The 26,865-nt window shown below is 61.6% G+C and carries 23 protein-coding genes and 5 pseudogenes; 11 read left to right on the plus strand and 17 right to left on the minus strand.

What is annotated here, in order from left to right:
* Positions 1-102: 102 nt before the first annotated feature.
* Entirely contained in the window at positions 103-603 is a 501-nt protein-coding gene (locus APH30_RS08370) for an ATP-dependent zinc protease (RefSeq protein WP_009682544.1), read from the minus strand.
* A 182-nt stretch (positions 604-785) separates the two neighbouring features.
* Here APH30_RS08370 and APH30_RS08375 point away from each other — a divergent pair, with 182 nt between their 5' ends.
* Both APH30_RS08375 and APH30_RS08380 read left to right on the plus strand, forming a co-directional pair.
* Positions 786-1,673 carry an acyltransferase gene (locus tag APH30_RS08375; RefSeq protein ID WP_054912218.1) on the plus strand — a complete coding sequence of 296 codons (888 nt, stop codon included), beginning with the start codon at positions 786-788 and terminating at the stop codon, positions 1,671-1,673.
* A gap of 223 nt (positions 1,674-1,896) precedes the next feature.
* Positions 1,897-3,246, plus strand: coding sequence for an APC family permease (locus APH30_RS08380; RefSeq protein WP_054912219.1), 1,350 nt, complete (start codon positions 1,897-1,899; stop codon positions 3,244-3,246).
* A gap of 258 nt (positions 3,247-3,504) precedes the next feature.
* On the opposite strand, the pseudogene APH30_RS08385 reads toward APH30_RS08380, so the two are convergent.
* Positions 3,505-3,798 (minus strand): annotated as a pseudogene (locus APH30_RS08385) (DUF2780 domain-containing protein); the annotation flags it as partial.
* Between the two features lie 97 nt (positions 3,799-3,895).
* Here APH30_RS08385 and APH30_RS29900 point away from each other — a divergent pair.
* On the plus strand, positions 3,896-4,678 hold the full coding sequence (locus tag APH30_RS29900; protein ID WP_082416130.1) for an RHS repeat-associated core domain-containing protein: 783 nt from the start codon (positions 3,896-3,898) through the stop codon (positions 4,676-4,678).
* Between the two features lie 175 nt (positions 4,679-4,853).
* Here the strand turns inward: APH30_RS29900 and APH30_RS28650 are convergent.
* Together APH30_RS28650 and APH30_RS08390 are read right to left on the minus strand one after the other, a co-directional pair.
* Positions 4,854-5,198: pseudogene (locus tag APH30_RS28650) on the minus strand (hypothetical protein); the annotation flags it as partial.
* A gap of 257 nt (positions 5,199-5,455) precedes the next feature.
* Entirely contained in the window at positions 5,456-6,031 is a 576-nt protein-coding gene (locus APH30_RS08390) for a DUF2780 domain-containing protein (RefSeq protein ID WP_054912220.1), read from the minus strand.
* Positions 6,032-6,260: 229 nt separating this feature from the next.
* Between APH30_RS08390 and APH30_RS27685 the strand changes: the two genes are divergently transcribed.
* Complete coding sequence (locus APH30_RS27685) at positions 6,261-7,244, plus strand: RHS repeat-associated core domain-containing protein (protein ID WP_082416131.1); 984 nt, start codon at positions 6,261-6,263, stop codon at positions 7,242-7,244.
* 84 nt (positions 7,245-7,328) lie between these two features.
* Here APH30_RS27685 and APH30_RS28655 read toward each other — a convergent pair.
* Positions 7,329-7,463 (minus strand): annotated as a pseudogene (locus APH30_RS28655) (formaldehyde dehydrogenase, glutathione-independent); the annotation flags it as partial.
* A 311-nt stretch (positions 7,464-7,774) separates the two neighbouring features.
* On the opposite strand from APH30_RS28655, the gene APH30_RS08395 reads away from it, so the two are divergent.
* The 3 genes from APH30_RS08395 to APH30_RS08405 all read left to right on the plus strand — a co-directional run bounded on the left by APH30_RS08395 (position 7,775) and on the right by APH30_RS08405 (position 8,819).
* The gene (locus tag APH30_RS08395; protein WP_009682550.1) at positions 7,775-8,017 is read left to right on the plus strand and encodes a hypothetical protein; all 243 of its coding nucleotides are present in this window, start codon (positions 7,775-7,777) and stop codon (positions 8,015-8,017) included.
* A gap of 163 nt (positions 8,018-8,180) precedes the next feature.
* On the plus strand, positions 8,181-8,450 hold the full coding sequence (locus APH30_RS08400; protein ID WP_051095432.1) for a DUF3077 domain-containing protein: 270 nt from the start codon (positions 8,181-8,183) through the stop codon (positions 8,448-8,450).
* Between the two features lie 162 nt (positions 8,451-8,612).
* Positions 8,613-8,819, plus strand: coding sequence for a hypothetical protein (locus tag APH30_RS08405; protein WP_054912221.1), 207 nt, complete (start codon positions 8,613-8,615; stop codon positions 8,817-8,819).
* A 44-nt stretch (positions 8,820-8,863) separates the two neighbouring features.
* On the opposite strand, the gene fdhA is transcribed toward APH30_RS08405, so the two are convergent.
* The 7 genes from fdhA to APH30_RS08440 all read right to left on the minus strand — a co-directional run bounded on the left by fdhA (position 8,864) and on the right by APH30_RS08440 (position 17,977).
* On the minus strand, positions 8,864-10,063 hold the full coding sequence (fdhA, locus tag APH30_RS08410) for a formaldehyde dehydrogenase, glutathione-independent (protein WP_009683378.1): 1,200 nt from the start codon (positions 10,061-10,063) through the stop codon (positions 8,864-8,866).
* 362 nt (positions 10,064-10,425) lie between these two features.
* On the minus strand, positions 10,426-11,283 hold the full coding sequence (purU, locus tag APH30_RS08415) for a formyltetrahydrofolate deformylase (protein WP_054912222.1): 858 nt from the start codon (positions 11,281-11,283) through the stop codon (positions 10,426-10,428).
* A 12-nt stretch (positions 11,284-11,295) separates the two neighbouring features.
* Complete coding sequence (locus tag APH30_RS08420) at positions 11,296-11,928, minus strand: sarcosine oxidase subunit gamma (protein WP_009683376.1); 633 nt, start codon at positions 11,926-11,928, stop codon at positions 11,296-11,298.
* 168 nt (positions 11,929-12,096) lie between these two features.
* The gene (locus APH30_RS08425) at positions 12,097-15,111 is read right to left on the minus strand and encodes a sarcosine oxidase subunit alpha (protein ID WP_054912223.1); all 3,015 of its coding nucleotides are present in this window, start codon (positions 15,109-15,111) and stop codon (positions 12,097-12,099) included.
* Entirely contained in the window at positions 15,108-15,443 is a 336-nt protein-coding gene (locus APH30_RS08430) for a sarcosine oxidase subunit delta (protein ID WP_009683373.1), read from the minus strand. The genes APH30_RS08425 and APH30_RS08430 overlap by 4 nt, the downstream gene beginning before the upstream one ends.
* Positions 15,444-15,457: 14 nt before the next feature.
* Positions 15,458-16,708 carry a sarcosine oxidase subunit beta family protein gene (locus APH30_RS08435; protein WP_003255680.1) on the minus strand — a complete coding sequence of 417 codons (1,251 nt, stop codon included), beginning with the start codon at positions 16,706-16,708 and terminating at the stop codon, positions 15,458-15,460.
* A gap of 15 nt (positions 16,709-16,723) precedes the next feature.
* Positions 16,724-17,977, minus strand: a complete 1,254-nt coding sequence (locus tag APH30_RS08440) for a serine hydroxymethyltransferase (protein WP_009683372.1) — start codon at positions 17,975-17,977, stop codon at positions 16,724-16,726.
* A 342-nt stretch (positions 17,978-18,319) separates the two neighbouring features.
* Here APH30_RS08440 and APH30_RS08445 point away from each other — a divergent pair, with 342 nt between their 5' ends.
* On the plus strand, positions 18,320-19,360 hold the full coding sequence (locus APH30_RS08445; protein ID WP_054906170.1) for a low specificity L-threonine aldolase: 1,041 nt from the start codon (positions 18,320-18,322) through the stop codon (positions 19,358-19,360).
* Positions 19,361-19,466: 106 nt separating this feature from the next.
* Here APH30_RS08445 and APH30_RS29905 read toward each other — a convergent pair whose 3' ends face one another.
* The 4 genes and pseudogenes from APH30_RS29905 to APH30_RS08460 form a co-directional block, all read right to left on the minus strand.
* Complete coding sequence (locus APH30_RS29905) at positions 19,467-20,204, minus strand: methyl-accepting chemotaxis protein (RefSeq protein WP_371262805.1); 738 nt, start codon at positions 20,202-20,204, stop codon at positions 19,467-19,469.
* A gap of 126 nt (positions 20,205-20,330) precedes the next feature.
* Positions 20,331-21,404, minus strand: a pseudogene (locus tag APH30_RS29910) (cache domain-containing protein); the annotation flags it as partial.
* Between the two features lie 201 nt (positions 21,405-21,605).
* A complete protein-coding gene (locus APH30_RS08455) occupies positions 21,606-21,908 on the minus strand; it encodes a cell division protein ZapA (RefSeq protein ID WP_029886391.1) in 303 nt (100 codons plus the stop codon).
* On the minus strand, positions 21,905-22,135 hold the full coding sequence (locus APH30_RS08460) for a hypothetical protein (RefSeq protein WP_009683367.1): 231 nt from the start codon (positions 22,133-22,135) through the stop codon (positions 21,905-21,907). Before APH30_RS08460 ends, APH30_RS08455 begins: the two co-directional genes overlap by 4 nt.
* A gap of 294 nt (positions 22,136-22,429) precedes the next feature.
* On the opposite strand from APH30_RS08460, the pseudogene APH30_RS29915 reads away from it, so the two are divergent.
* Both APH30_RS29915 and APH30_RS29920 read left to right on the plus strand, forming a co-directional pair.
* Positions 22,430-23,185, plus strand: a pseudogene (locus APH30_RS29915) (MCP four helix bundle domain-containing protein); the annotation flags it as partial.
* Positions 23,177-24,040, plus strand: coding sequence for a methyl-accepting chemotaxis protein (locus APH30_RS29920; protein ID WP_371262807.1), 864 nt, complete (start codon positions 23,177-23,179; stop codon positions 24,038-24,040). The pseudogene APH30_RS29915 and the gene APH30_RS29920, both read left to right, overlap by 9 nt.
* A 103-nt stretch (positions 24,041-24,143) precedes the next feature.
* Here the strand turns inward: APH30_RS29920 and gbcB are convergent, their stop codons facing one another.
* A complete protein-coding gene (gene gbcB, locus APH30_RS08470; protein WP_009682911.1) occupies positions 24,144-25,244 on the minus strand; it encodes a glycine-betaine demethylase subunit GbcB in 1,101 nt (366 codons plus the stop codon).
* A 295-nt stretch (positions 25,245-25,539) separates the two neighbouring features.
* Between gbcB and gbcA the strand changes: the two genes are divergently transcribed.
* Positions 25,540-26,832, plus strand: a complete 1,293-nt coding sequence (gene gbcA, locus APH30_RS08475; protein ID WP_054912226.1) for a glycine-betaine demethylase subunit GbcA — start codon at positions 25,540-25,542, stop codon at positions 26,830-26,832.
* Positions 26,833-26,865 lie beyond the last annotated feature (33 nt).

Here is a 26,865-nt window from a genome sequence, read left to right on the forward strand (position 1 = left end):
GCGGGCATGCCCGCGAATGCCTCACCGGGGTCCCACAGGAAACAACTGCCCAATCCTGACCCAATCAGCGCCCGACCTGTTTGCCCTCCCTCAAGCTACGTATCAGCAGTCTGGCTTGCCAGCAGTAAATTTCTTCGCTGGGTTGACCGCCGCCTTGAACTCGCGCAGCGCCTTGGAGCCAATCAACAGCGGGTAGTTGAAGTTGCTGCGGTCCACCAGGTTCACTTCGACAGTGCGTTTCACGTCACCCAGGCACAACTGCAGGTCGACCACCGGGCGCTTGGAAACTTCCGGCGTATCCCCTTCGTCTTCCTCATCGGCCCGCCCTTTGATCTTGCTGATACGCGAGACCTTGTGCTCGTAAACTTTGCCATCGGCGTCCTTGGTCGCCAGGCGAAAGCGCACCCACTCATCGCCATCGCGGGTGAACAACTCGATATCCTTGGCCGACAGCGAGGCGGTAAAGGCGCCGGTATCCATCTTGGCTTTCAACGTTTCGCCCAGCTCGGGCAGGGCGATGTTCTCGTAGCGGCCGTAGAGGGTAGGGTCGGCGGCCATTACCGGCAGTGACAACAACGACAACAGGGCAAGCAAAGGTTTCACAGGCAGGCTTCCTTCAAAGAGGTCAGTGCTTAGACTGCACTGGCAGGATAGGTTCGTTGTCACAAGGTTATCCAACATGTTGTGAAACATTTGTTCCTGCCGCCGGGCATTGGACATTTGGCGTAGGCCCCGGCGCTGCTTATCATTGCGCCCTGCCAACTTCATACAACAAGAGTTTCCTTATGCGTCGCCTGCTTACCGGCATTCTTACGACCACCCTGCTGCTGCTCAACACCTTGGTGCTGATCTGCCCGCTGCTGGTCTTCGCCCTGCTCAAACTGGTGTTGCCGGGCCGTGGCCGTGACTATGCCTCGTGGGCGGTGATGTGGGTGGCCGAAACTTGGTCGGAAATCGACAAGGCCATCTTTGCCCTGTGCATCCCCACCCACTGGGATATCCGCGGCGTCGAGAACCTGCGCAAGGACACTTCCTACCTGGCGGTGAGCAACCACCAGTCCTGGGTGGACATTCCGGCCCTGATCGAAAGCCTCAACCGGCGCACGCCGTTCTTCAAGTTCTTCCTGAAAAAAGAGCTGATATGGGTACCGCTGCTGGGGCTGGCCTGGTGGGGGCTGGATTACCCGTTCATGAAGCGCTACAGCAAGGCTTTTCTGGCCAAGCACCCCGAGCTGAAGGGCAAGGACCTGGAGATCACCAAGGCCGCCTGCGAGCTGTTCAAGCGCCAGCCGGTGACCGTGGTCAACTACCTCGAAGGCACACGCTTCACCGACGCCAAGCGCCAGGCGCAACAGTCGCCATACCGTTACCTGCTCAAGCCCAAGGCCGGTGGCGTGGCGTTCGTGCTGGCGGCGCTGGGTGAGCAGCTCGATGCGCTGCTGGACGTGACCATCGTGTACCCAGGCAACAAGGCGCCGGGGTTCTGGGATTTGCTCAATGGCAGCATTAGCCGGGTGATTATCGACATTCAGTTGCGTGAGCTGGACCCTGGATTATGGGCGGGGGATTACGAGAACGATCCTGAATTCCGCCAGACCGTGCAGGCCTGGGTGAACCAGTTGTGGTTGGACAAGGACCAGCGGATCGAGCAACTGCGGGGGGAGATGGGCTGAGGTCTTTACCGCCTGATGGGGCCTCTTCGCGGGTGAACCCGCTCCTACGCAGGGTGGTGCTACCTTCGGGCTTGGGCTGCCACCCGCGGCCCGCTCAGGCAGCCCAACAATACGATTAAAAGCCAGGCTAATAATCAACATAAGGATTACTTTTTTGTCATCCCCCACTCAAGTGGATAAAAATCGACCAAAGCACAACTAAAAAAACGCTCTGGATCGTTCGATGGCCAACCCACCCAGCTCCAACTCCGCTCAGCTTCGCCGTGTTCTCGGCCTTCCGGCCCTGGTGTTCTTCGGCCTGGTGTACATGGTCCCGCTAACCATCTTCACCACCTATGGCATCGTGACAGAGCTGACCGGGGGCCGCACCGCCAGCGCCTACATGGTCACCCTGGTGGCCATGCTGTTCACCGCCGCCTCCTACAGTTTCATGGTCAAGCGTTTCCCAGTGGCAGGCTCGGCGTACTCCTACACCAACATGGCTTTCGGCCCCAACATCGGTTTCCTCGCTGGCTGGTCGCTGCTGCTCGACTATCTGTTCCTGCCGATGATCAACTACCTGTTGATTGGCTTGTTCCTCAATATCGCCTTCCCGGCCATCCCGGCGTGGTCCATTGCGCTGGCCTCGATCGCCCTGGTCACCGTGCTCAACGTGGTCGGCATTCATTCGGTGGCCAAAACCAGCAACCTGATCGTCGGCGCGCAGATCGTCTTCATCGTGGTATTCGTGGCCCTGTCATGCCAAACGCTGGCCGGCCAGCCGCTCGACCTGCTGTCACCGCTGCTGGGTGACGGCTCACAACCTGGCTTTGGCGCGCTGATGGCTGGTGCGGCGGTATTGTGCCTGTCGTTCCTTGGCTTCGATGCCGTTTCGACCCTGGCTGAAGAATGCCGCGATGCCCGCCGCGACGTGCCACGGGCGATCATCCTCACCACCCTGTTCGCTGGCGTACTGTTCACCGTGCTGGCCTATGTCAGCCAACTGGTCATGCCGGGCACCACCTTCGCCAATGCCGATGCGGCGGCCAACGAGGTGATGTTCAAGGCGGGTGGGCAGTTCCTGGCCAACTTCTTCACCGCAGCTTTTGTTGCCGGCAGCCTGGGCTCGGCGCTGGCCTCGCAGGCGGCAGTGTCGCGCATCCTGTTCACCATGGGCCGTGACAACGTGCTGCCGCGGCGCAGCTTCGGTTACCTGTCGCCACGGTTCGGTACCCCGGTGTTCGCCATTTTGCTGGTGTCGGCGTTTTCGCTGCTGGCGTTGGTGATCGACCTGGCGACCCTGGCCTCGCTGATCAGCTTTGGTGCGCTGGTGGCGTTTTCGGCGGTGAACCTGGCGGTGGTGAAGACCCACTTGATGGATGACGGGGCGCAGCGCAACCTCAAGGGGCTGCTGTGCTATGGCCTCGTGCCGCTGGTGGGCCTGGCGTTGACCTTGTGGCTGTGGACCAGCCTGTCGGCGCTGACCCTGGTGATCGGCCTTTGCTGGTTTGCCCTGGGTCTTGCCTACCTGGCCGTACTGACCGCCGGCTTCCGCCGCCCGGTGCGCCTGGTGGACTTCACAGAAACAGCCTGACTCCGCTTTCCTGGGCTTAACTCCGCTTTCCCGGGCTTGACTCCGCTTCCCGGGCTTAACTCCGCTTTCCCGGGCTTGCGCGGTCGCTTGTAGGAGCGGCCTTGTGTCGCGAAAGGGGCGCGCAGCGGCCCCGGCAATCTTTGACGCGAAGCTGAAATCCTGGGGCCGCTGCGCAGCCCTTTCGCGACACAAGGCCGCTCCTACAGGACAGCGCCAGCTTTCAACGGCTGTGATGCCAGCCCTGGCGCTAAAGAACCATCAGACCGAAGGCTGAGCCAACGGCGCCGGCGGCGTCCATGAACTCGGTATCCATGCCCAGGGCCTTGATGGCATTGTCCAGGTCGCGGCGGTTCTGCCCGTCGTTACCCAACGCCTTGTCCAAGGCCGACTGGCTACCCTTGTTGCTGCCCAGCAAATCCCCAAGCCACTTAGCCCGCCCAGGGCATTGGCAGCCGACAACGGGTCCAGGCCCGGAATCGCCTTGGTCAGCTGGCCTTAGTCCTCGCTGCTCAGACTGTTGCGTGCCAACCCCAACATCGCCCCGCCCCGCCCACGGTGTGGGAGCATTACAGGCTGTTATTTCTATCAGTATCGAATTCTCGGCAGTTGGTCAAAATGCTCAGGTCCCCTACAGCAGGTCAAACCAGACATGAACAACCATAAGAGCGAAAGCCATCGGGAAAGTCATCACTACTCAGTTTACGGTCATGATCCGAAATTGCCCTCAGGGAAGACGTTGCTTGGCTTCAACGGCGAACACTTGCAGATTGCCACCGCAAGTTACCATCTCGGCAGCGGCTATCGGACATACAGCCCTGCTTTGATGAGATTTTGCTCACCTGACAGCTGGAGCCCCTTTGGACTGGGAGGGATGAATCCCTACATCTACTGTGGCGCAGATCCTGTAAATCGGAATGATCCGAGCGGCCACATGCTTAAAACGATTAAGGGCCGGCGTTACAAAGTCACCGAGAACTACGCAGTTCAGATAATTGGTGCGCCAGTGAGTCCCGGGCCAGTGATTTCGCAACCTGTCACCTCAAGCCGCCGCAGCCTTGGTCAAAATGTCGGAAAATTAGTCAGCCAATTCGAAACGCGTACAGTTACTAACGGATCGCCCACGGCAAACGTTTCACGCATAATGCAACCCTCCCGCCAAGTAAAACCTGTAGCGATCGTTGCTCCGGTTCAACGCCAGAATCAGCCAACCCAATTGCCTCCCCACCCCAACCGCCGAGGCTTCACGACTCCAAATCCAACAGCTGATGCTGCTGGATACCATCCAGAGGAGCTCACTAGATCACCGAGTGTTACTCGCAGCAGGAGTAGTTCACCCGCGTCGACTAACTCATGGGATGAATGGCGCCGGAACCCCGAATCCGTGGAACGCGAGTTGAACGAGGGAATCGCTGCAGCTATCAGACGAAACTAGCCATCACGCTGAAACCGCTCAGGCCCCAAAGCTTCAGCGCGAGTGCTCGAAACTGTTATTTCTGCCAGTATCAAAAAAATACCTGCAACGGTCCAGAACAGGCGCCAGGCAGTTCCCATTCATCCACTGCGGCAGGGACTTCAACCATGAACAAAGTACCGAAGGAAGACGATCACCTCATGGTCGGGGTCTGGCCGGTGTGGAAGCTGTGCGACTTGGCCCAGCCCAGGCCGAAGCGGATGCTCAGCGCGTCGATCTTGGCGGCAGCGTCCACCGCGCCCGGGTCTTCGGTCACGTACAGGCCCGGGATACCGATGTTGCCGGCTACGCGGGTAACCTGCATCAGCGAGTTCAGCGGGGTGTCCTTGTGGGCCTAGCCGGCAGTGACGGCGCCGTGGTAGCCGCTTGGCAGGATGTCCGACAGGCAAGTCAGGTCACGGATATACTCCATGGCCTTGCCGCGCTCGGGCAGTTACAGCATGTTGAAGTCGGCGTAGGGCACCAGCACGTATTCGGCCCGTACCGACCGCCGGCTTCCGCCGCCCGGTGCGCCTGGTGGACTTCACAGAAACAGCCTGACTCCGCTTTCCCGGGCTTGCGCGGTCGCTTGTAGGAGCGGCCTTGTGTCGCGAAAGGGCCGCGCAGCGGCCCCGGCAATCTTTGACGCGAAGCTGAAAACCTGGGGCCGCTGCGCAGCCCTTCGCGACACAAGGCCGCTCCTACAGGACAGCGCCAGCCTTCAACGGCTGTGATGCCAGCCCTGGCGCTAAAGAACCATCAGACCGAAGGCTGAGCCAACGGCGCCGGCGTCGTCCACAAACTTCCCAGGTTCTGCAACAGCGAACCAGCAATCCCCTGCTGCCCCAGGTACTGCAGCAACAACGGCGCGAACTGCCCGATCATGCCGGTATCCATGCCCAGGGCCTTGAAGGCATTGTCCAGGTCGCTGCGGTTCTGCACGTCGTTACCCAACGCCTTGTCCAAGGCCGACTGGCTACCCTTGTTGCTGCCCAGCAAATCCCCCAAGCCACTTAGCCCGCCCAGGGCATTGGCACCCGACAACAGGTCCAGGCCCGGTACCGCCTTGGTCAGCTGGCCATAGTCCTCGCTGCTCAGACTGTTGCGTGCCAACCCCAACATCGCCCCCGCCCCGCCCACGGCCTGTTCGGGGGTGATGTTCAACTGGCTGCCCAGGGTGTTGAGCAAATCGGCCTGCGCCTGGGGCGCCTGTACCTGGCCTTGCTGTTGCTGGTTTTGCATGGCGGATACGGCGTTGGCGGCGTCGCTGAGGTTGAAGGCGAACACCGGGCTTGCGGCCAGGGTCATCAGGGTTGCCAGGGTGAATGCTTTCATTGGAGGGACCTCATGGGCCGGAATGGCAAGGGAAACTTGGTTTTGTTGGACTGGAAGGCTGCAAGGTTGTTCCAGGCCGATCATCGGCCCATCATCGTGCAAGGCCTGAAGCGTTACCCTGCAACCTACCCGCGGGCGAAACGCCTCCACCTATCAATATTGCCAGTTGTTGCCGTTGGAAAGGACGAGCAAAGTGAAGCCACATCAATAACACCTCTGGACCGTAACCATGACTTTTGCCTCCCCAAGCAAGAATGATCAGGCCCCAGACGCCTCGGCTAGCTCCATCGCCAAAAACGGACCCGCTCGCGCGATGCACTTCTACCAAGATAAAAGACTGGCCACGGAAGTCACCCTGCAAGGTCATCGACACATCGTATGGGCAGCTGACATGGCGTTGGCCCAGCTTGAACAGTCGAAAAGAGCCAAAGTGCTGAAGGTTGACCAAACCAACTCGGTACTGGGTGTACCAGCAGAATTAGCAGCGTACACGCCTTATGGTCATTTACCCGCGGATAAAGCGCTCGCCTTAATTGGATTCAACGGCGAATGGCGTGACCCCTTGGCTCAAGGCGATATGCTGGGTGCGGGACGACGGTTGTACGCTCAGGCTATCAAGCGCTTCTGCAGCAGTGATCTGCAGAGCCCTTTCGGTGAAGGTGGATTGAATTCCTATGCGTACTGCGCAGGCGACCCGATTAATTATATCGACCCTACTGGCGAGATGCGGTTGCCGCTATGGCTAAGTAACACCTTATCAAAACTCGGGAACCATATCACCAACTTTGCCATCTACGGAGTTCACTCACCTAAAGCGAACGGCCCTAATCCAAGAATGAATATCACGTCCGATCTAAGCTCAGCCCGTGGTCAACTAGGTTCGAACAGCAACATCAATCTAGCCTCTCCGGCATTAGATAAATTTGCGCGACGCCCATCTGGAGCCGCGGCCCCGACCGCTGCAGATAACATCCACACCCGTGTGCAAAATCCAGTCGCCAAAGGCATGACAGATCTGTCCGAGCAAAGATTGCACACAACGCCTTACTCCCTTCAAAAGGACCTGAAGCCCAAATCAAATGTTCATATAAATAGAAGTACCGGACGTGGCTGGAAGGGTTCAGGCAATCTGGCCGCAGTAATGCAGACTTTCTTCGGTGCACTCGTAGTAGGCGTAGCAGTTTTTGTGATCGTCAAAAAAATACGAGAATGACGCCGAAGCAAAGGCAAAAGGCAAAAGGCAAAAGGCAAAAGGCAAAAGGCAAAAGGCAAAAGGATAGGTTGATCATCTGCACGCTACCACTTCGGCAATATTGATGCGGTCCCACATGATCGCCTGCATCAGCTGGCGGTTGTACTGCATGGTGGCTGTCTGGCCTGTGTGGGAGCTGTGCAACTTGCTCCAGCTCAGGCCGAAGCGGATGCCCAGCGCGTAATTCTCCCTATGACTTTCAGATTTTTACGCTTACTTGTAGGACGCTTCTGAATTACAGTCACAAGCCGCTTAAGCCATTGCGATGATCTGGGTTGGGCTCTAGTCTCGGGCGGTCGCTGCGAAATCAGCGGCCGGCTTTGACAGGCCGCACTCGTCAACCACATGGCTTTTGCCGTTATGGCAGCTGTGCATGGGGCACTCATGTGCGCCGGGTTTTGGTTGACCTACCGGTCTGTCAACCCATGTACAGCTGCCTCCCTCTTGTTTGACAGCAGGCCGGTGGTGGCATCACTTAGAGGTCATCCAGCATGCTTAAGATCGTCCCCGATCCACCCCACACTTACCATTCCCTAGAAGACACACTCATCCAGGCCGCGGAGTACGCCCTGTGCGCGCAAACGGTCGCGCAGCAGGCGGTGCTGCTGCAGCCCAAGTCGCCAGGCTCGGTACTGATCATGGCGACGATGCATGAACTCGAGGCGTTGCGAGCGCTGCTCGAGGCAGCCTTGATCCAGGCCCAGTTGCCTTCTGAGCCGCGGACGTTGCATTAAGGGCTTCAAGCCTTGCGTTGCCTGAGCTGGCCTCTTCGCGGCTAAAGCCGCTCCCACAGTGATTTTGCGCTCGGCTTTGCGCCTGTGACGAACCTGACCTGTGGGGGCGGGTTCACCCGCGAAGAGGCCGGAACAGGCGCAGCTAAGTTCAAGGGAATAAACAATGACAACAGAAAACACCAAACCCAATACCACCGTTGGCAAAACCATGTTTTACCAAGGCGAAAACAAGACCCACGCGTTGTTCTGCATCGCCCCAGGCATCCCTTGCCAGGATGCACGAGAACAAGCGTCGGAACTGATGGGCTATGTGCGGGATTTGACCATTGACGGCCTGATGGACAACAAACCGCAGTTGCTCTGGGCTTCACATTACCTGAGCGCGTTGGCCAAGGCGCTGATGGATGATGCTGAGTTGGGGATGATGCGCTAAGTGATGGGTTGGTAGGGCTGGCCTCTTCGCGGGCACGCCCGCTCCCACAGGTTTCGTGTGAGGCTGTAAAACTAGTACTTCTGCCAGTATCAAAATCCCTGCCGCTGTTCACAATGGGTTTCAAGCGACCTCCATTCATCCAGCACGGTAGGGACTTGAACAATGAGCAAAGCATCAAACAGTACGCTGTTCTTCTACCAGGGCGACAAGCTCTTTACCGTAAAAGAAGGCGATAAGGGTCGCACCATCGTGCGCAATGCGGAACAACCGCTGGCAGAGCTGAGTACAGACGACACCAAAGCCGGCGGCCCGCTGGCAACCGATCAGATGGGCTCGGTGCTTGCCGTGCAAGGCTCAGTCAAGCCATAAAAAAGAGCCCCTCAAGATGAGGGGCTCTTTTTTACATCACGCAATCAAGCAGCGCCCCACATCTTGTGCGGGTCGATCACAAACTTCTTCGGCACACCGGCATCAAACTCGCCATACCCTTCCGGCGCCTGGTCCAGGTTGATCACCTGCACGCCCACCACTTCGGCAATGTTGATGCGGTCCCACATGATCGCCTGCATCAGCTGGCGGTTGTACTTCATGGTCGGGGTCTGGCCGGTGTGGAAGCTGTGCGACTTGGCCCAGCCCAGGCCGAAGCGGATGCTCAGCGCGCCGATCTTGGCGGCAGCGTCCACCGCGCCCGGGTCTTCGGTCACGTACAGGCCCGGGATACCGATGTTGCCGGCTACGCGGGTAACCTGCATCAGCGAGTTGAGTACGGTGGCCGGGGCTTCGTGCTTGGCACCTTCATGGCCATGGCCGCGGGCCTCGAAGCCGACGGCGTCAACGGCGCAGTCCACTTCCGGCTCGCCGAGGATATCGACGATCTGCTCGTGCAGCGGGGTGTCCTTGGACAGGTCGACCACTTCAAAGCCCTGCGACTTGGCGTGGGCCAGGCGGGCCGGGTTGAGGTCGCCGACGATGACGCAAGCGGCGCCCAGCAGGCGCGCCGAGGCAGCGGCGGCCAGGCCGACCGGGCCGGCACCAGCGACATACACGGTGCTGCCTGGGCCTACGCCGGCAGTGACGGCGCCGTGGTAGCCGGTTGGCAGGATGTCGGACAGGCAAGTCAGGTCACGGATCTTCTCCATGGCCTTGTCGCGCTCGGGCAGTTTCAGCAGGTTGAAGTCGGCGTAGGGCACCAGCACGTATTCGGCCTGGCCGCCGGTCCAGTCGCCCATGTCGACGTAACCGTAGGCACCGCCGGCGCGGGCCGGGTTGACGGTGAGGCACACACCGGTGTGCATCTCTTTGCACGAGCGGCAACGGCCGCAGGCAACGTTGAACGGTACCGAAACCAGGTCGCCGATCTGCATGCGCTCGACGTCGCTGCCTTTCTCGACGATCTCACCGGTGATTTCATGGCCCAGAACCAGGCCGACCTGGGCAGTGGTGCGGCCGCGGACCATGTGCTGGTCGGAGCCGCAGATGTTGGTGGAGACCACCTTCAGGATCACGCCATGCTCGATTTTCTTGCCGCGTGGGTCCTGCATTTTCGGATAGTCGATCTTCTGCACCTCGACCTTGCCGGCGCCGAGATATACCACTCCACGATTGCCAGACATGCTCTTACCTCGCTTGATTTTTATTTATGCAGCGGTGGTTGAACGCGCCGCCATCCTTGGGCGGCATGTGTTTCTGGATGAGGGGAATTGTGGGCCGGATGGGGCCGGGTGCACTGACTGGGAGCGACAGGGAGATGCCTTTTAGCGGCAGGTTTGTCGTTGGAGGATATGGGGTAAGCAGAGGTGGTGGCCTGTGATATCCCTGTGGGAGCTGGCTTGCCGGCGATCACCGGCGTAGCCGGTGCCATACACCGCGTCGCCTGCTTCGCGGGCTTGCCCGCTCCCACAGGTACTGCGCTGGCTTTGAGTTCACGCAGTACCTGTGGGAGCGGCTTCAGCCGCGAAGAGGCCGGTACAGGTCATTACAGAACCACAGTCCGGTTGGCGTTGAGGAACACCCGCCGCTCGATGTGATACCCCACCGCCCGCGCCAGGGTCAGGCATTCGATGTCGCGGCCCTTGGCGATCAGGTCTTCCGGGTAATGGCTGTGGTCCACCACCTCGACGCCCTGGGCAATGATCGGCCCTTCGTCGAGGTCGTTGTTGATGTAGTGCGCCGTGGCACCGACCATCTTCACGCCCTTGTTGTAGGCCTGGTGATAAGGCTTGGCACCCTTGAACCCCGGCAGCAGCGAGTGGTGGATGTTGATCGCCCAGCCGTCCAGGCGCCGGCACAGCTCAGGCGACAGCACTTGCATGTAGCGCGCAAGAATCACCAGCTCGGCGCCGGTTTCCTCGATGACCTGCAACACCTTGCGCTCTTGCCCAGGCTTGTCCTTGGGGTCGAGGGCAAAGTGGTAATACGGGATCTTGTGCCAATGCGCCAAGGGTTCGAGGTCGGGGTGGTTGGACACCACCGCGACCACGTCCATGCCCAGTTGGCCAATGCGCTGGCGATACAGCAGGTCGTTCAGGCAGTGGTCGGCCTTGGACACCATGATCACCACTTTGGGGCGGTGATTCGGGGCGGTCAGCTCGAACACCATGCCGAACGCTTCGCCGCGGTCGGCAAGGCCGGCGCGAAAGCCGGCTTCATCGAAATCGTCCGGCTGGCGAAACTCCACGCGAATGAAGAAACGCCCCGACTGCCGGTCGTCGAAGGAGTGGTGCTCCGTCACGTAGCAGCGCTGCTCGAAGAGATAACGCGTCACCACGTCGACGGTGCCGAGCATGCTCGGGCAGTCGGCGGTGAGAATCCAGGTATCCGGTGCCCGACTCATGTTCTGCGCTCCTTAAGCCTCGATGCTCAGGCCGTACTCGGCCGAAGCGTCCTGCAGCCACAGCCACCAGTAGTCGGCGAAGCTGCGGCGAATCACCAGCTCCCAGGTGTCTTCGGCAGTACGGCGGATCACCAGTTGCGACTTGGCGAACACGGTACCGACGGCCTTGCCCACCGGGAAGTTGTTCGGGTGAACATCATAGCTGGTGGACTTCATCAGCACTTCACGTACATGGGGGCCGCGCAGTTCCAGCAGGCTTTGCCCGCCGCTCACATTGACCACCTGAATGTGCTGGCCTTCGAGGGCTGCACGCAGCTTTTGCTCGACCGCCAGTTCCTGGCCGCCAGGCACGATCAGCAACCACTCATCAGGGCCGACCCATTGCAGCGAGGTGTCGCCGTTGGCCACCACGGTCAGGGCTACAGGCAACTCCAGGCCCAGGGCCTTGTGTACACCCGCGGCGAACTCCGGGTCATGGCCATCGCCGCGCAGGGTCAGGTGGCCGAGAAACTTCTTTTCGCGCAGGGTTACGCCTGCGTTCTTGCGGCCTTTGCCAACCAGGCTGGCCAGGTCGGCGTGGTGCAGTGGCGACTGGGCCTTGGCCTCGGCGCCGGGGTTTTGCTGGAAGACGTTGATAGCGCTCATTTCTTACCTGCCTTGAATTCTGTTGTCGACCACGATGCCTGCAGGAAACGCCGGCCTTGTGGGAGCGGGCATGCCCGCGAATGCGAGGGTGGATTCACCGCCCTCTTCGCGGGCACGCCCGCTCCCACAGAGACCTCATTCCAACCAGGGACCATTGGTGCCGGGGCCTCAAACGTTCTGCCGCTCACCCTTCGGATCGAAGAACACCGAAGACACGATTTCCGCCTCGATCACGCTGCCATCCGCCTGCGGCGAGTAGACGCGCTCGCCCATGCGCTTGAGGCCGCCTTTGACCACGCCCATGGCGAACGAGTAGCCCAGCGAGTTGGACGCATAGCTGGAGGTCACATGGCCAACCATGTCCATCGGGATCGGCTGCTTGGGATCGAATACCAGCTGGGCGCCTTCCGGCAGCCACTTGGTCGGGTCGATCGGCTTCAGGCCCACCAGCTGCTTGCGGTTTTCACGCACGCAGTCTTCGCGGTTCATGCCACGCAGGCCGATCCACGAGAACGGCTTGTTGCGGCCCACGCACCAGCTCATGTTCAGGTCGTCCGGGTTCATCGAGCCGTCGGTGTCCTGACCGACGATGATGAAGCCCTTCTCGGCGCGCAGAACGTGCATGGTCTCGGTGCCATACGGGGTCAGGTTGTACTTCTTGCCCGCCTCGATGATCTGCTCCAGCACGCCCATGGCGTAGTTGGCCTGCACGTTCACTTCGTACGACAGCTCACCGGTGAACGAAATACGGAACACCCGGGCCGGTACACCGCCTACGTTGCCTTCCTTCCAGGTCATGAACGGGAAAGCTTCCTTGTCCATGTCGATGTCGGTCAGCTCGCTGAGCAGCTTGCGGCTGTTGGGGCCGGACAGGGTCATGGTGGCCCAGTGGTCGGTGACCGAAGTGAAGTACACCTTCAGCTCTGGCCATTCGGTCTGGTGGTACAGCTCCATCCACTGCAGCACGCGTGCAGCGCCGCCGGTGGTGGTGGTCATGATGAAGTGGTTGTCGCCGACGCAGGCGGTTACGCCATCGTCGAAGACCATGCCGTCTTCCTTGCACATCAGGCCGTAGCGGGCCTTGCCCACGTCGAGCTTGGTCCAGGCGTTGGTGTAGATGCGGTTGAGGAACTCACGGGCATCCGGGCCCTGGATGTCGATCTTGCCCAGGGTGGAGGCGTCCAGCAGGCCCACGCTGTCACGCACGGCCTTGCATTCGCGGGCCACGGCAGCATGGATATCTTCACCGGCCTTGGGGAAGTACCAAGGGCGCTTCCACTGGCCGACGTCTTCGAACTCGGCGCCGTTCTTCACGTGCCAGGCATGCAGGGCGGTGAAGCGTACGGGCTCGAACAGGTGACCACAGTGGCGGCCCGCTACCGCGCCGAAGGTGACCGGCGTGTAGTTGGGGCGGAACATGGTGGTACCCATTTCCGGAATGGTAATGCCGATGGAACGGGCGGCAATGGCCAGGCCGTTGATGTTACCCAGCTTGCCCTGGTCGGTACCAAAGCCCAGCGCGGTGTAGCGTTTGACGTGCTCGACCGACTCGAAACCTTCACGGGTGGCCAGTTCGATACCGGCGGCGGTCACGTCGTTCTGCTGGTCGACGAACTGCTTCGGCCCTTTGGTGCCCTTGTCGTGCGGTACCAGGAACAGCGCCACGGTGGCCTCTTCCTTGCGCGCAACGGTTTTCGGCAGGGTGCCAACGGTGGCCTTGAAACCAGCTTCGGTGGCCGCGCGAACGCCGCCTTCGAAACCATCGGCAATCACATCGCCCAGGGCGTAGACGCCATTGATGCCACCCACGCATTCGCGTTTTTGCGGCGCATCGCCCGGTACGAAACCGAGGATGTCGTCACGCCATACCGGGCGGCCGCCCAGGTGCGATGCCAGGTGAACGATCGGGCTGTAACCGCCCGACGAGGCGATCAGGTCGCACTCAAGGGTTTCGCCAGGGCTGGTGACCTTGTGCCCCTGCACATCGATCGCCGCCACACGGGCGCCGGTCACGTGCTTGCTGCCCTTGGCCTCGATCACGGCACTGGAGGTAAGGATGCGGATGCCTTTGGCACGCGCTTCTTCAACCAGCGAACCACGCGGGTTGTGGCGGGCATCGGCAATGGCGACCACTTGCAGGCCGGCATCGTGCCAGTCCAGCGCCGCGCGGTAGGCGTGGTCGTTGTTGGTCGACAGCACCAGCTTGCGGCCCGGGGCCACGCCGTAGCGGCGTACATAGGTGGACACGGCACCGGCCAGCATGTTGCCCGGCACGTCGTTGTTGCCGTACACCAGCGGCCGCTCGTGGGCGCCGGCAGCCAGTACCACGCGCTTGGCGCGCACACGGTGCACGCGGTGGCGTACCTGACCGATCGGGGCGCGGTCGCCGAGGTGGTCGGTGAGGCGCTCGTGAATGGTCAGGAAGTTATGGTCGTGGTAGCCGTTGACCGTGGCACGTGGCAGCAGGGTCACTTCCGGCAGGCCTTCCAGCTCTTTGACCACGGCGCTGACCCATTCGGCGGCAGGCTTGCCGTCCAGGGTTTCGCGGGTATCGAGCAGGCTGCCGCCGAACTCTTCCTGTTCGTCAGCCAGGATCACCCGGGCACCGCTGCGCGCGGCGGCCAGTGCTGCTGCCAGGCCAGCAGGGCCGGCACCGACGATCAGCACGTCGCAGTGCTGGTTCATGTAGTCGTAGCTGTCCGGGTCGTTCTGCAGCGGTGCACGGCCCAGGCCGGCTGCCTTGCGGATGTACTTCTCGTAAGTCATCCAGAACGATTTGGGGTACATGAAGGTTTTGTAGTAGAAGCCCGGCGGCATCATGCTGCCGCCGACCTTGCCCAGGATGCCCATGACGTCGTTGTTGACGTTCGGCCAGCCGTTGGTGCTGGTGGCGACCAGGCCTGCATACAGCGCCTGCTGGGTGGCACGCACGTTGGGGATCTGGGTGGCTTCGCTGGAGCCGATCTGCAGGATGGCGTTCGGCTCTTCGGTACCGGCGGCGATGATGCCGCGGGGACGCGAGTACTTGAAGCTGCGGCCAACGATGTCGACGCCGTTGGCCAGCAACGCGGCGGCCAGGCTGTCACCGGCATAACCCTGGTAGGTCTTGCCGTTGAAGGTGAAGTTCAGGACCTTGCTGCGGTCGATACGGCCGCCGCTGGCGAGGCGATAGGTCTGGCTCATACTTTTTCCCCTTGGCCTTTGACGGCGGACGGTGCGCTGGCAGCTTTACCGTTGGCGGTCACTTGCGGCTTTTCGCCAATCTTGTAGGTTTCCAGAATTTCGTAGGTCACGGTGTCGCGGGTGACGTTGAAGTACTGGCGGCAGCCGGCAACGTGGTCCCACAGTTCGTGGTGAATACCGCGTGGGTTGTCACGGTAGAACATGTAGGTACCCCACTCCTCGTCGGAGCAGGCAGCCGGGTCCAGCGGGCGGGCGATGTGCGCCTGGCCAGAGGCGTGGAACTCTTCTTCGGAGCGCAGCTCGCCGCAGTGGGGACAGAAAATATGCAACATGACGGTGTCTCCGGTTAGTGGGCGACGGCGGCGGCGCCGTGTTCGTCGATCAGTGCGCCGTTGTAGAAGCGGTCCATGGAGAACGGCGCAGCCAGTGGGTGCATTTCGCCCTTGGCCAGGCTCGCGGCAAAGACGTTGCCCGAACCCGGGGTCGCCTTGAAGCCGCCAGTACCCCAACCGCAGTTGAAGAACATGTTCTTGACCGGGGTCTTGGTGATGATCGGGCAGGCGTCCGGCGAGGTATCTACGATGCCGCCCCACTGGCGGTTCATGCGAACGCGCGACAGGTTGGGGAACATTTCGACGATGGCTTGCAGGGTATGCTCGATCACCGGGTACGAACCGCGTTGGCCGTAACCGACCCAGCCGTCGATACCGGCACCGATCACCAGGTCGCCCTTGTCGGACTGGCTGATGTAGCCGTGCACGGCGTTGGACATGATCACGCTGTCGATGATTGGCTTGATCGGCTCGGATACCAAGGCTTGCAGCGGGTGCGATTCGAGCGGCAGGCGGAAGCCGGCCAGCTTGGCCATGTGCCCCGAGTTACCGGCGGTGACCACGCCGACGCGCTTGGCGCCGATGAAGCCCTTGTTGGTTTCCACGCCGATGACGGCACCGTTTTCCTTGCGGAAACCGATCACCTCGGTCTGCTGGATCAGGTCCACACCCAGGGCGTCGGCGGCACGGGCAAAGCCCCAGGCCACGGCGTCGTGACGGGCCACGCCGCCGCGGCGCTGCACGGTGGCGCCAAGGATTGGGTAGCGGGTGTTCTTCGAGCAGTCCAGGTACGGGATTTCGGCCGCGACCTGGGCGGTGTTCAGCAGCTCGCCATCCACGCCGTTCAGGCGGTTGGCCGATACGCGACGCTCGGAGTCACGCATGTCCTGCAGGGTGTGGCACAGGTTGTACACGCCGCGCTGGGAGAACATGACGTTGTAGTTGAGGTCCTGGGACAGGCCCTCCCACAGCTTCATGGCGTGCTCGTACAGGTGGGCCGACTCGTCCCACAGGTAGTTGGAGCGCACGATGGTGGTGTTACGCGCAGTGTTGCCACCGCCCAGGTAGCCTTTTTCGATCACGGCCACGTTGGTGATGCCGTGTTCCTTGGCCAGGTAGTAGGCCGTGGCCAGGCCATGGCCGCCACCGCCAACGATCACCACGTCGTAGACCTTTTTAGGGGTCGGCGTGCGCCACATGCGCTGCCAGTTCTCGTGGTGGCTGAGGGAGTGTTTGAAAAGGCCGAAGCCCGAATAGCGTTGCATTGTCGTTTACTCCACTCAGCGGTAAACAGGGAAATCAGCGCACAGCGCCGCGACGTTCTTCGCCACATCGGCTTCCACGTCTGCGTCACCGAGGTTGTCGAGGATGTCGCAGATCCAGCCGGCCAGGGCCACGCACTGGGTGACCTTGAAGCCGCGGGTGGTGACGGCCGGGGTGCCGATGCGCAGGCCCGAGGTCACGAACGGCGATTGCGGGTCGTTCGGCACGGCGTTCTTGTTGACGGTAATGTGCGCGCGGCCCAGGGCTGCGTCGGCATCCTTGCCGGTGAGGCCCTGACGAATCAGGCTGACCAGGAACAGGTGGTTGTCGGTACCGCCGGACACCACGTCATAGCCGCGGTCGATGAACACCTGGGCCATGGCCTGGGCGTTTTCGATCACTTGTTGCTGGTAGGCCTTGAAGCCAGGTTCCAGGGCTTCCTTGAAGCACACGGCCTTGGCGGCGATCACGTGCATCAGCGGGCCGCCCTGGGCGCCCGGGAAGACCGCGGCGTTGAGCTTCTTCTCGATCTCTTCGTTGGCCTTGGCCAGGATCAGGCCACCACGCGGGCCACGCAGGGTCTTGTGGGTGGTGGTGGTGACCACATCGGCGAACGGGATCGGGTTCGGGTACAGGCCAGCGGCGACCAGGCCTGCCACGTGGGCCATGTCGACGAACAGCAGTGCACCCACTTTGTCGGCGATGGCGCGGAAGCGCGGGAAGTCCAGGGTCTTGGAGTAGGCCGAGAAACCGGCAACGATCATTTTCGGCTTGTGCTCGACGGCCAGGCGCTCGACTTCGTCGTAGTCGATCAGGCCAGTATTGGTGTCGATGCCGTATTGCACAGCGTTGTACAGTTTGCCCGAGGACGACACTTTGGCGCCGTGGGTCAGGTGGCCGCCGTGGGCCAGGCTCATGCCGAGGATGGTGTCACCAGCCTGCAGCAGGGCCAGGTAGACAGCGCCGTTGGCCGACGAGCCGGAGTGCGGCTGAACGTTGGCGTAGTCGGCGCCGAACAGTTGCTTGGCGCGCTCGATGGCCAGGGCCTCTACCTTGTCGACGTGCTCGCAGCCGCCGTAGTAGCGCTTGCCTGGGTAGCCTTCGGCGTATTTGTTGGTCAGGCCGCTGCCTTGGGCCTGCATCACGCGCTTGGAGGTGTAGTTTTCCGAGGCGATCAGCTCGATGTGGTCTTCCTGGCGCTGCTCTTCGGCATTCATCGCCGCCAGCAGTGCATCATCGTAACCCTGGATCTGGTCTTGCTTGCTGAACATCGTGTATCTCCCGGCAGCGATCGTTTTTTGTCGTGGGGCACTGCGGCCCTTTGTGGCGATGTTATGACTGGGCGGGGTAGGTCAGATGCCTGCGCACGCCTTGCAATGGCGCGTTTACGACATTCGTTTTTTTGCCGTTGCTGCCGGCCCGTTCGCGGGCATGCCCGCTCCCACGGGTATGGCGGTGTTCTGAGGGCTTGAGGCAGCCCTGTGGGAGCGGGCTTGCCCGCGAAGCGGCCAGCACAGGCAACCCAGCAACCGACTGTTGCACAGCTTGTATAGGCAACCGCCGAATCGATGGTTTAGAGTGCTGATCTGCGTCGTTCACAGGACAGTAGTGTCATGACAGACAAGAGCCAACAATTCGCCAGCGACAACTATTCCGGCATCTGCCCCGAAGCCTGGGCGGCGATGGAGAAGGCCAACCACGGCCACGACCGCGCCTATGGCGACGACCAATGGACCGAGCGCGCGGCCGAGTACTTCCGCAAGCTGTTCGAAACCGATTGCGAAGTGTTTTTCGCCTTCAATGGCACTGCCGCCAACTCCCTGGCCCTGGCCTCGTTGTGCCAGAGCTACCACAGCGTGATCTGCTCCGAGACCGCCCACGTCGAAACCGACGAATGCGGCGCACCCGAGTTCTTTTCCAACGGTTCCAAGCTGCTGACCGCAGCCAGCGTGCACGGCAAGCTGACGCCGGCGTCCATCCGCGAAGTGGCGCTCAAGCGCCAGGACATCCATTACCCCAAGCCCCGCGTGGTCACCATCACCCAGGCCACCGAGGTCGGCACGGTCTACCGCCCCGACGAACTCAAGGCCATCAGCGCCACCTGCAAGGAACTGGGCCTCAACCTGCACATGGACGGCGCGCGCTTCACCAATGCCTGCGCGTTCCTGGGCTGCAGCCCGGCGGAGCTGACCTGGAAGGCCGGCGTCGACGTGCTGTGCTTTGGCGGCACCAAGAACGGTATGGCGGTGGGCGAGGCGATCCTGTTCTTCAACCGCCAGCTGGCCGAGGACTTCGGCTACCGCTGCAAGCAGGCGGGGCAACTGGCGTCGAAAATGCGCTTCCTGTCGGCGCCGTGGGTGGGGCTGCTGGAAGGTGGCGCCTGGCTGCGCCACGGCAGCCACGCCAACCAGTGCGCGCAGCTGCTGGCATCGTTGGTGAGTGATTTGCCGGGGGTCGAGCTGATGTTCCCGGTGGAGGCCAACGGGGTGTTCCTGCAGATGCCGGAGCACGCCATTGAAGCACTGCGGGGCAAAGGTTGGCGGTTCTATACCTTTATTGGCAGCGGCGGGGCGCGGTTCATGTGCTCGTGGGATACCGAGCAAGAGCGGGTGCGTGAGCTGGCGGCGGATATCCGCAGCATAATCACCGCCTGACAGCTTGCATTCGCGGGCATGCCCGCTCCCACAGGGTTACCGCCGCCTTCGAGCGCTGTGCAGTACCTGTGGGAGCGGGCAAGCCCGCGAAGAAGCCAACCCCAATCTAAAGTTTGAACCCACCCATCTGCCGCGCCAGGTCATCAGCCAAGCTACGCAACGCCTGACATTCCTCCCGGCACCCTTGCACCTCGGCCGCCGTCTCCCGCGCCAGATCGGAAATCCCCTGCACCGTGCGGTTGATTTCCTCGGTCACCGCCGACTGCTCTTCAGTCGCCGTAGCCACCTGGTGGTTCATGTCGCTGATGTGCTCCACCTGATCAGTAATCGCACCCAGCGACGCCCCTGTACGCTGGCTCGCTTCCACCCCAGTGCCCGTCGCCTGTTGCCCTGCCTGCATCGAAGTCACCGCAGAACCTGCCCCTTGCTTGAGGCGCTGGATCATCTGCTGCACTTCATCGGTGGACAACTGCGTGCGCCGGGCCAGCGTCCGTACTTCATCGGCGACCACGGCAAACCCGCGGCCCATGTCCCCTGCCCGCGCGGCTTCGATGGCGGCATTCAGCGCCAACAGGTTGGTCTGCTCGGAAATACTGCGGATTACCGCCAATACTTCATCGATCGAGGCCACTTCATCGGCCAACTGGCTGACCGCATCGGCGGCCTTGCCAATGTCGCCCGACATGCCCTCGATGCCCTGCACCGACCGCTGCACCACCTCGCGCGCCTGCAATGCCTCATCCCGTGCCGCCTGCGACGCTTGAGCTGCCTGACCGGCGTTGCGCGCAATGTCCTGCACGGTCAGGCCCATCTCGTGCACGGCGGTGGCGACCATTGCGGTCATGTCTTGCTGGCGCCCAGAGCGCTCGGCGGTGTTGTCCACTACCTGTGTCACCTGCTCCACAGCCCGGTGCAGGCGCTCGGAAGTATTCAGTACCTCGCCGATCAGGTCGCGCTGGCTGCCCTGGAAGCGGTTGAAGCCACGGGCCAGGTCGCCCAGTTCATCCGGGCGTGAGTCATCCAGGCGCTGGCTGAGGTCGCCCGCACCGCTGCCAATCTGCACCAGCGCAGCAGTGACGCGCCGCAGCGGCCGCACCAGGCCGCGTGCCAGCAACACCACCAGCAGCAACGATACCAGGGCCACGGCGCCACCAATCAGGCTGGTCAGCCATACCGCCTGTTGCATGGGGGCGTAGATTTCCGCTTCCGGCACTTCGGCGACCAAGGTCCAGTTCAGGTCACGCAAAGGCAAGCCAAAGGCCAGGTATTGTTCGCCGTCACGCTCGAAGCGGCCGCTGCGCAGGCTGGCGCCGCCGCTCAGTACCGCCTTGGCGGCCTGGGCGCCAAGCTGCTCGCCGAGCTGGCGCTTGCCACTTAACGCCGCTTCCGGGTGCACCTGGACAAGGCCATCGTTGCGCACCAGAAATACCTTGCCATGCTCGCCGAAACTGAAGTCGTGGATCAGTTTCGACAGTTCGGTCATTTGCAGGCCCATACCGGCCACGCCGACCAAGCGGCCGTTCTTTTCCACGCGGTAGTCGATGAACAGCGCCAGCTCGCCCGTGGAGCCGTCGACATCGATGTTGATGAACCGCTCGGCACCGCTGTCGACGTAGCCGTAGAACCAGCTGTCCTTGGGGTTGCTGCGGTCGAGGGTTCGGTCCAGGCCATTTTCGTTGTAGTAATGGCCGGTTTCGGTCGCCACGAACAGGGTGGTGAACGCCCGGTTGCGCTGCTTGGCTGCCGTGAGGTATTCGAGAAACTGCGGGACCTGGGCGGGGTCTTCACCGGCGGCAAGCCAGTCGCGCAGCAGGGTATTGCCGGCAATGTCCGCCGCTGCCACCAGCGGCTGGCCCAGCATGTGTTCGATTTCGTTGCGGATGGCCTCGATGCTGGCCGGCAGGGCGGTGTCCACCAAGTAACGCTCGGTGAGGCGATTGAGCGCCACGGTGAAGATGATGACCACCACCAGGATGCTCGCCAGCAAGGCACCACCCATGCTGGTTATCAATTGCCACTGGATGCTCTTGCGCCAGAAACCCATGCCCTACTCCCGCAACGTTATTGTTTTGCGAGAAGTGTATACACTTGAGTATTCAGTTAATCCAGTCGTTGGGGACAATGCTCTGGAACTTGGGGCTGCTTTGCAGCCCATCGCGACACAAGGCCGCTCCTACAGGGGTCGGGTCAACCTGTAGGTGCGGCCTTGTGTGGCGAAAGGGGCGCGCAGCGCCCAAACGACCGATCAGGACTCTGCGATTGTGCGGACGATGGCATCCACGGTCGCGTCGATCTGCGCCTGGGTGCGCGCCAGGGTTTGCTGGTGTTCTTTCTGCAACTCGACCTGCCTGGAGCAAAGGTTGAGGGCAGCCAGTACCAGCAGCTTGTCACCGATCAATGTCGGGTACTGGCGCTTGGTTTCGTTAAGGGCAGTGTTGAGCATCCGTACCGCCTGGGCCAAGGTTTCTTCCTGGCCTTCGGGCGCCTTGATCGAATAGTCGATGCCGAGAATCGACACGACATTGATCGGCTGCTCTTGCAGTCTCATGCGCCGACAACGCCCGCACTGGCGCGCTCAACCAGGGCCTGGATGCGTGCGGCGGTGGCGCCGTTCTTTTCTTCCTGCTCCATCAGCGACAGCTGCAGGGTTTCGTTTTCTTCCTTGGCCTGGGCCAGTTCCTGGCCAAGGGCGGTGTTCTGCTCGGCAAGTTGAGCGTTCTTCTGCATCAGGTCGCTGACCAGTTGCTCGATTTGATTCAGGGAAGCTTCCAGCATGGGTCTATCTCAGGTTGTTGCGAGGGGCGCACACGATAAAGAAAACTGCCGCCCATCGCCATTAAATATCGGATTCACAAGGTTGCTGACCCGCAGATTGACAGAGGAACCACCCCCTTGTTCCGGCCTGGGTCAACCGCCGGTCAGGAAATGGTTAGCGCCCTCATAATTATTTCGCAGCCGCACTCAAGACTCGGCGGCCACGACCGATAGCCCGGCAAGTCCCATTTCGTCGCACCTCAAGCCCCCCTCCTCTTCCTTGCCTGGAACCCTTCTGCCATGTCTCTACGCAACATGAATATCGCCCCGCGCGCGCTACTTGGCTTCGCGTTGATTGGCCTGTTGATGCTCGGCCTCGGCATCTTTTCGCTGGTACAAATGGGCAACATCCGCCAGGCAGGCGAGGTCATCGAGCAGGTCAACGTACCGAGCATCAAGATTCTGGATGAGCTGACCGGGCTGAACCTGCGCATGCGCACGCTCTCGTACCGCCTGTTGGTCAACCGCGATGCCCAGACCCAGCGCGATACCCTGAACCTGCTCGACCAGCGCAATGCCCAGATGGACCGCGCCCGCGAGGCCTACGTGCCCATGATCCGCGCCGACGACGAACAGGCAGCCTTCGACCAGTTCGGCCAGTTGCTCAGCCAGTACCGCCAACTGGAGTCGCGCATGCGCACCCTCAGCCAGGAGAACCGCCTCGATGAACTGAGCGACATGCTGAACCGCGACCTGATGGCCAACTCCGAGCAGATGAACAAGGTCATGGATACACTGCTACGCATCAACACCGAGCAGACTCGCGCCACCAACGAGAAGGCCGCCGAGCAATACGGCACGGCCTTCGCGCTGGTCATTGGCCTGTTGATCGGCGCCAGCGTACTGACCTTCGTCTGTGCCTTCCTGCTGACCCGCAGTATCGTCAAGCCGATCGAAGAGGCGCTCAAGAGCGCCGAGCAGATTGCCGACGGTGACCTGACCCACACCGTACGCGCCGAAGGTACCGACGAGGCTGCCCGCCTGTTGCGCGCCATGGCCCGCATGCAGGACAAGCTGCGCGACACCCTGCAACAGATCGCCGGCTCCGCCACCCAGCTGGCCTCGGCAGCCGAGGAGCTGAACACGGTCACCGATGAAAGCGCCCGTGGCCTGCAACAGCAGAACAACGAAATCCAGCAAGCCGCCACCGCCGTTACCGAAATGACCAGCGCCGTGGAAGAGGTGGCGCGTAACGCAGTGAGCACTTCCGAGGCGTCCAGTGAAGCCAGCCGCTCGACCGGCGACGGCCGAGACCTGGTGCTGGAAACCGTGGCTGCCATCGAGCGCATGAGCGGCGATGTGCAAGGCACTGCCAAGCTGGTCACCCACCTGGCCGAGCAGTCGCGAGACATCGGCAAGGTGCTGGACGTGATCCGTGGCCTGGCCGACCAGACCAACCTGCTGGCACTCAACGCGGCCATCGAAGCAGCGCGTGCTGGTGAAGCGGGCCGTGGCTTTGCCGTGGTGGCGGACGAAGTGCGGGCACTGGCGCACCGTACCCAGCAGTCGACCAGTGAGATCGAACGCATGATCGGCAGCATTCAGGGGGGTACGGAACAGGCTGTGGAGTCGATGCGTACCAGCACCGAGCGGGCTGAATCAACGCTCAACATCGCGCGCGGGGCCGGCCTGGCGCTGGACACCATTGCCGGGGCGGTGGCGCAGATCAACGAGCGTAACCTGGTGATCGCCAGCGCCGCCGAAGAACAGGCACAGGTGGCGCGGGAGGTGGACCGCAACCTGGTGAATATCAATGACCTGTCGGTGCAGAGTGCGACCGGGGCGCATCAGACCAGTGCAGCGAGTGCCGAACTGTCGCGCCTCGCCGTGGACCTCAATGGCCTTGTAGCCCGGTTCCGTACTTGAAACAGCGGGGCCGCTTTGCGGCCCATCGCGACACAAGGCCGCTCCTACAAGGGACCGCAACCTTGTGTCGCGATGGGCTGCGCAGCAGCCCCCCAATTTCGGATCAATAATCGATCCGCACATCCCCTTTCGGCACGCTGCAGCACGACAGGATGTAGCCCTCGGCTTCGTCCTCTTCGGTGATACCGCCGTTGTGCTCCATTTCCACTTCGCCACCCAGCTTGAGCACCTTGCACGTACCGCAAATGCCCATGCCGCAGGCTTTCGGGATCATCAGGCCAACCTTGGCCGCCGCGGCATGCACGGTCTCGCCCGGGGCAATGCGAATGCTCTTCTCGCTGCCGATGAACTCCACCAGGTTGAGGTCGGAGACGTCCAGCTCTGGGGCATCGGCCGCCTGCTCGGCGTGTTCCACGGCGTCGGCCTTGGCCTCCGGCGGCGTGGCGCCGAACGATTCCTCGTGGTAATTGGCCATGTCGAAGCCGACCGCTTCCAGCAGGCGCTTGACCGCGTTCATGTACGGCGTCGGGCCGCAGCAGAACACCACGCGCTCCATGTAGTCCGGCGCGATCAGCTCCATCAGCCGCTGGTTCAGGTACCCGCGGTAACCCGCCCACGGCTCACCCAGGCCATGCTTTTCGCAAATGATGTGCAGGCTGAAGTTGGGGATGCGCGAAGCCATCTGCTCCAGCTCGCGGTGGTAGATGATGTCCTTCGGCGAGCGGGCGCTGTGCACGAACACCATGTCGACATTGGCGTTGGTGTCGTAGAACCAGCGCGCCATCGACATCACCGGGGTAATGCCCACCCCGCCCGACAGGTACAGCACCTTGCCCGAAGGGAAGTCGATGGCATTGAACAGGCCCACAGGGCCGTGCACCGGCACCTCGAGGCCTTCGTGCATGGTGTCGTGCAGGAAGTTCGAGACCAGCCCGCCCGGCACGCGCTTGACGGTGATCGAGAAGCTGTACGGCACCGATGGCGAACTGGAGATGGTATAGGAACGCATCACCGGCTTGCCTTCGATCTCCAGCTCCAGGGTGACGAACTGCCCTGGCTTGAAGAAGAACATGATTGGCTGGTCGGCCATGAAGCAGAAGGTGCGCACGTCCCAGGTCTCCTGGATGACCTTGACGCAGCGCACGATGTGGCGGCCATTGGCCCAGGTCTGGGTAGTGACCGGATTGAGGAAGGTATCGGACATGTTCATCTCCAGCGGCCGACTATGGCCCTTTTTATGGCTGCGATAATGCGCAAGCTGAACACGACGCACATTCCTGCCTGCGACATCGACGTGCTTATCGCGACCAGGCCCGTGGCACAAGGCCTGGCGCGTCGTTATTCAATTCGGCCATGTCGCCCATGGATACGGTTCACGACGTCTTCGGACGCACACTCCACGGCAAAACAACATGCTGTTTTTTCAACGACAGCCTTGCGGCACCACCACAACGATTAGCCACCTTTTGCCGGCCGCGCACGGCCCCGAGGAATACACGATGGACGTCACCGCAACCCTGAGCCTGGGCGATCCACTTGAACCTGCACGCAAGGCTACCGCCGAGATGCTGCAGACCCGCGAGCGCACCTACTCGCTGCCCCAGCCGTTCTACACCGACGAGCGTCTGTTCCAGATCGACATGCAGGAAATCTTCCATAAAGAATGGTTGATTGCCGGCATGACCTGCGAGATCCCGGCCAAGGGCAACTACATCACCCTGCAGATCGGCAAGAACCCGATCATCGTGGTGCGCGGTGCCGAAGGCAAGGTGCATGCCTTCCACAACGTCTGCCGCCACCGCGGCTCACGCCTGTGCGTCAGCGAAAAAGGCAAGGTGGCCAAGCTGGTATGCCCATACCACCAGTGGACCTACGAGCTGGACGGCCGCCTGCTGTTCGCCGGCACCGAGATGGGTGCCGACTTCGACATGAACCAGTATGGCCTCAAGCCCGTGAACGTGAAGGTCGCTGGCGGCTACATCTTCATCAGCCTGGCGCAGAACCCGCCAGCCATCGACGAGTTCCTGGCCACCCTGGACCACTACATGGAACCGTACGACATGGAAAACACCAAGGTGGCGGTGCAGACCACCTTGATGGAAAAGGCCAACTGGAAGCTGGTACTGGAAAACAACCGCGAGTGCTACCACTGCAACGGTTCGCACCCGGAGCTGCTGCAAACCCTGCTGGAATGGGACGACACCAACGACCCGCGCGCCAGCCAGGAATTCAAGGACCACGTGGCCGCCTCTGCCGCCGCCTGGGAAGCCGAGAAGATCCCTTACCTGCACAAGAGCCATGGCCTGCGTAACCGTATCGTGCGCATGCCGCTGCTCAAGGGCACCGTGTCGATGACCATGGACGGCAAGCAGGCCTGCCAGAAACTGATGGGCCGCATCAAGAACCCGGACCTGGGCTCGATGCGCATCCTGCACCTGCCGCACTCGTGGAACCACTGCATGGGCGACCACATGATTGTGTTCACCGTATGGCCGATCAGTGCCCAGGAAACCATGGTCACCACCAAGTGGCTGGTGCACAAGGACGCTGTGGAAGGTGTGGACTACAACCCGGAAAACATGCGCAAGGTGTGGGACGCCACCAACGACCAGGACCGCCGTCTGGCGGAAGAGAACCAGCGTGGGATCAACTCCACCGCTTACCAGCCTGGGCCTTACTCGAAGACTTACGAGTTTGGTGTGGTGAACTTCATTGACTGGTACAGCGACCGCGTATTGGCCAACTTGGGCGCAGAGCCCGCCCCCTACCTGAAGGAGGTAAAGGCTCAATAACCCATGAGGGCGTCGCACATTACGGTAGTGTTC

Source organism: Pseudomonas sp. NBRC 111127 (assembly GCF_001320345.1).
GTDB lineage: Bacteria > Pseudomonadota > Gammaproteobacteria > Pseudomonadales > Pseudomonadaceae > Aquipseudomonas > Aquipseudomonas juntendi.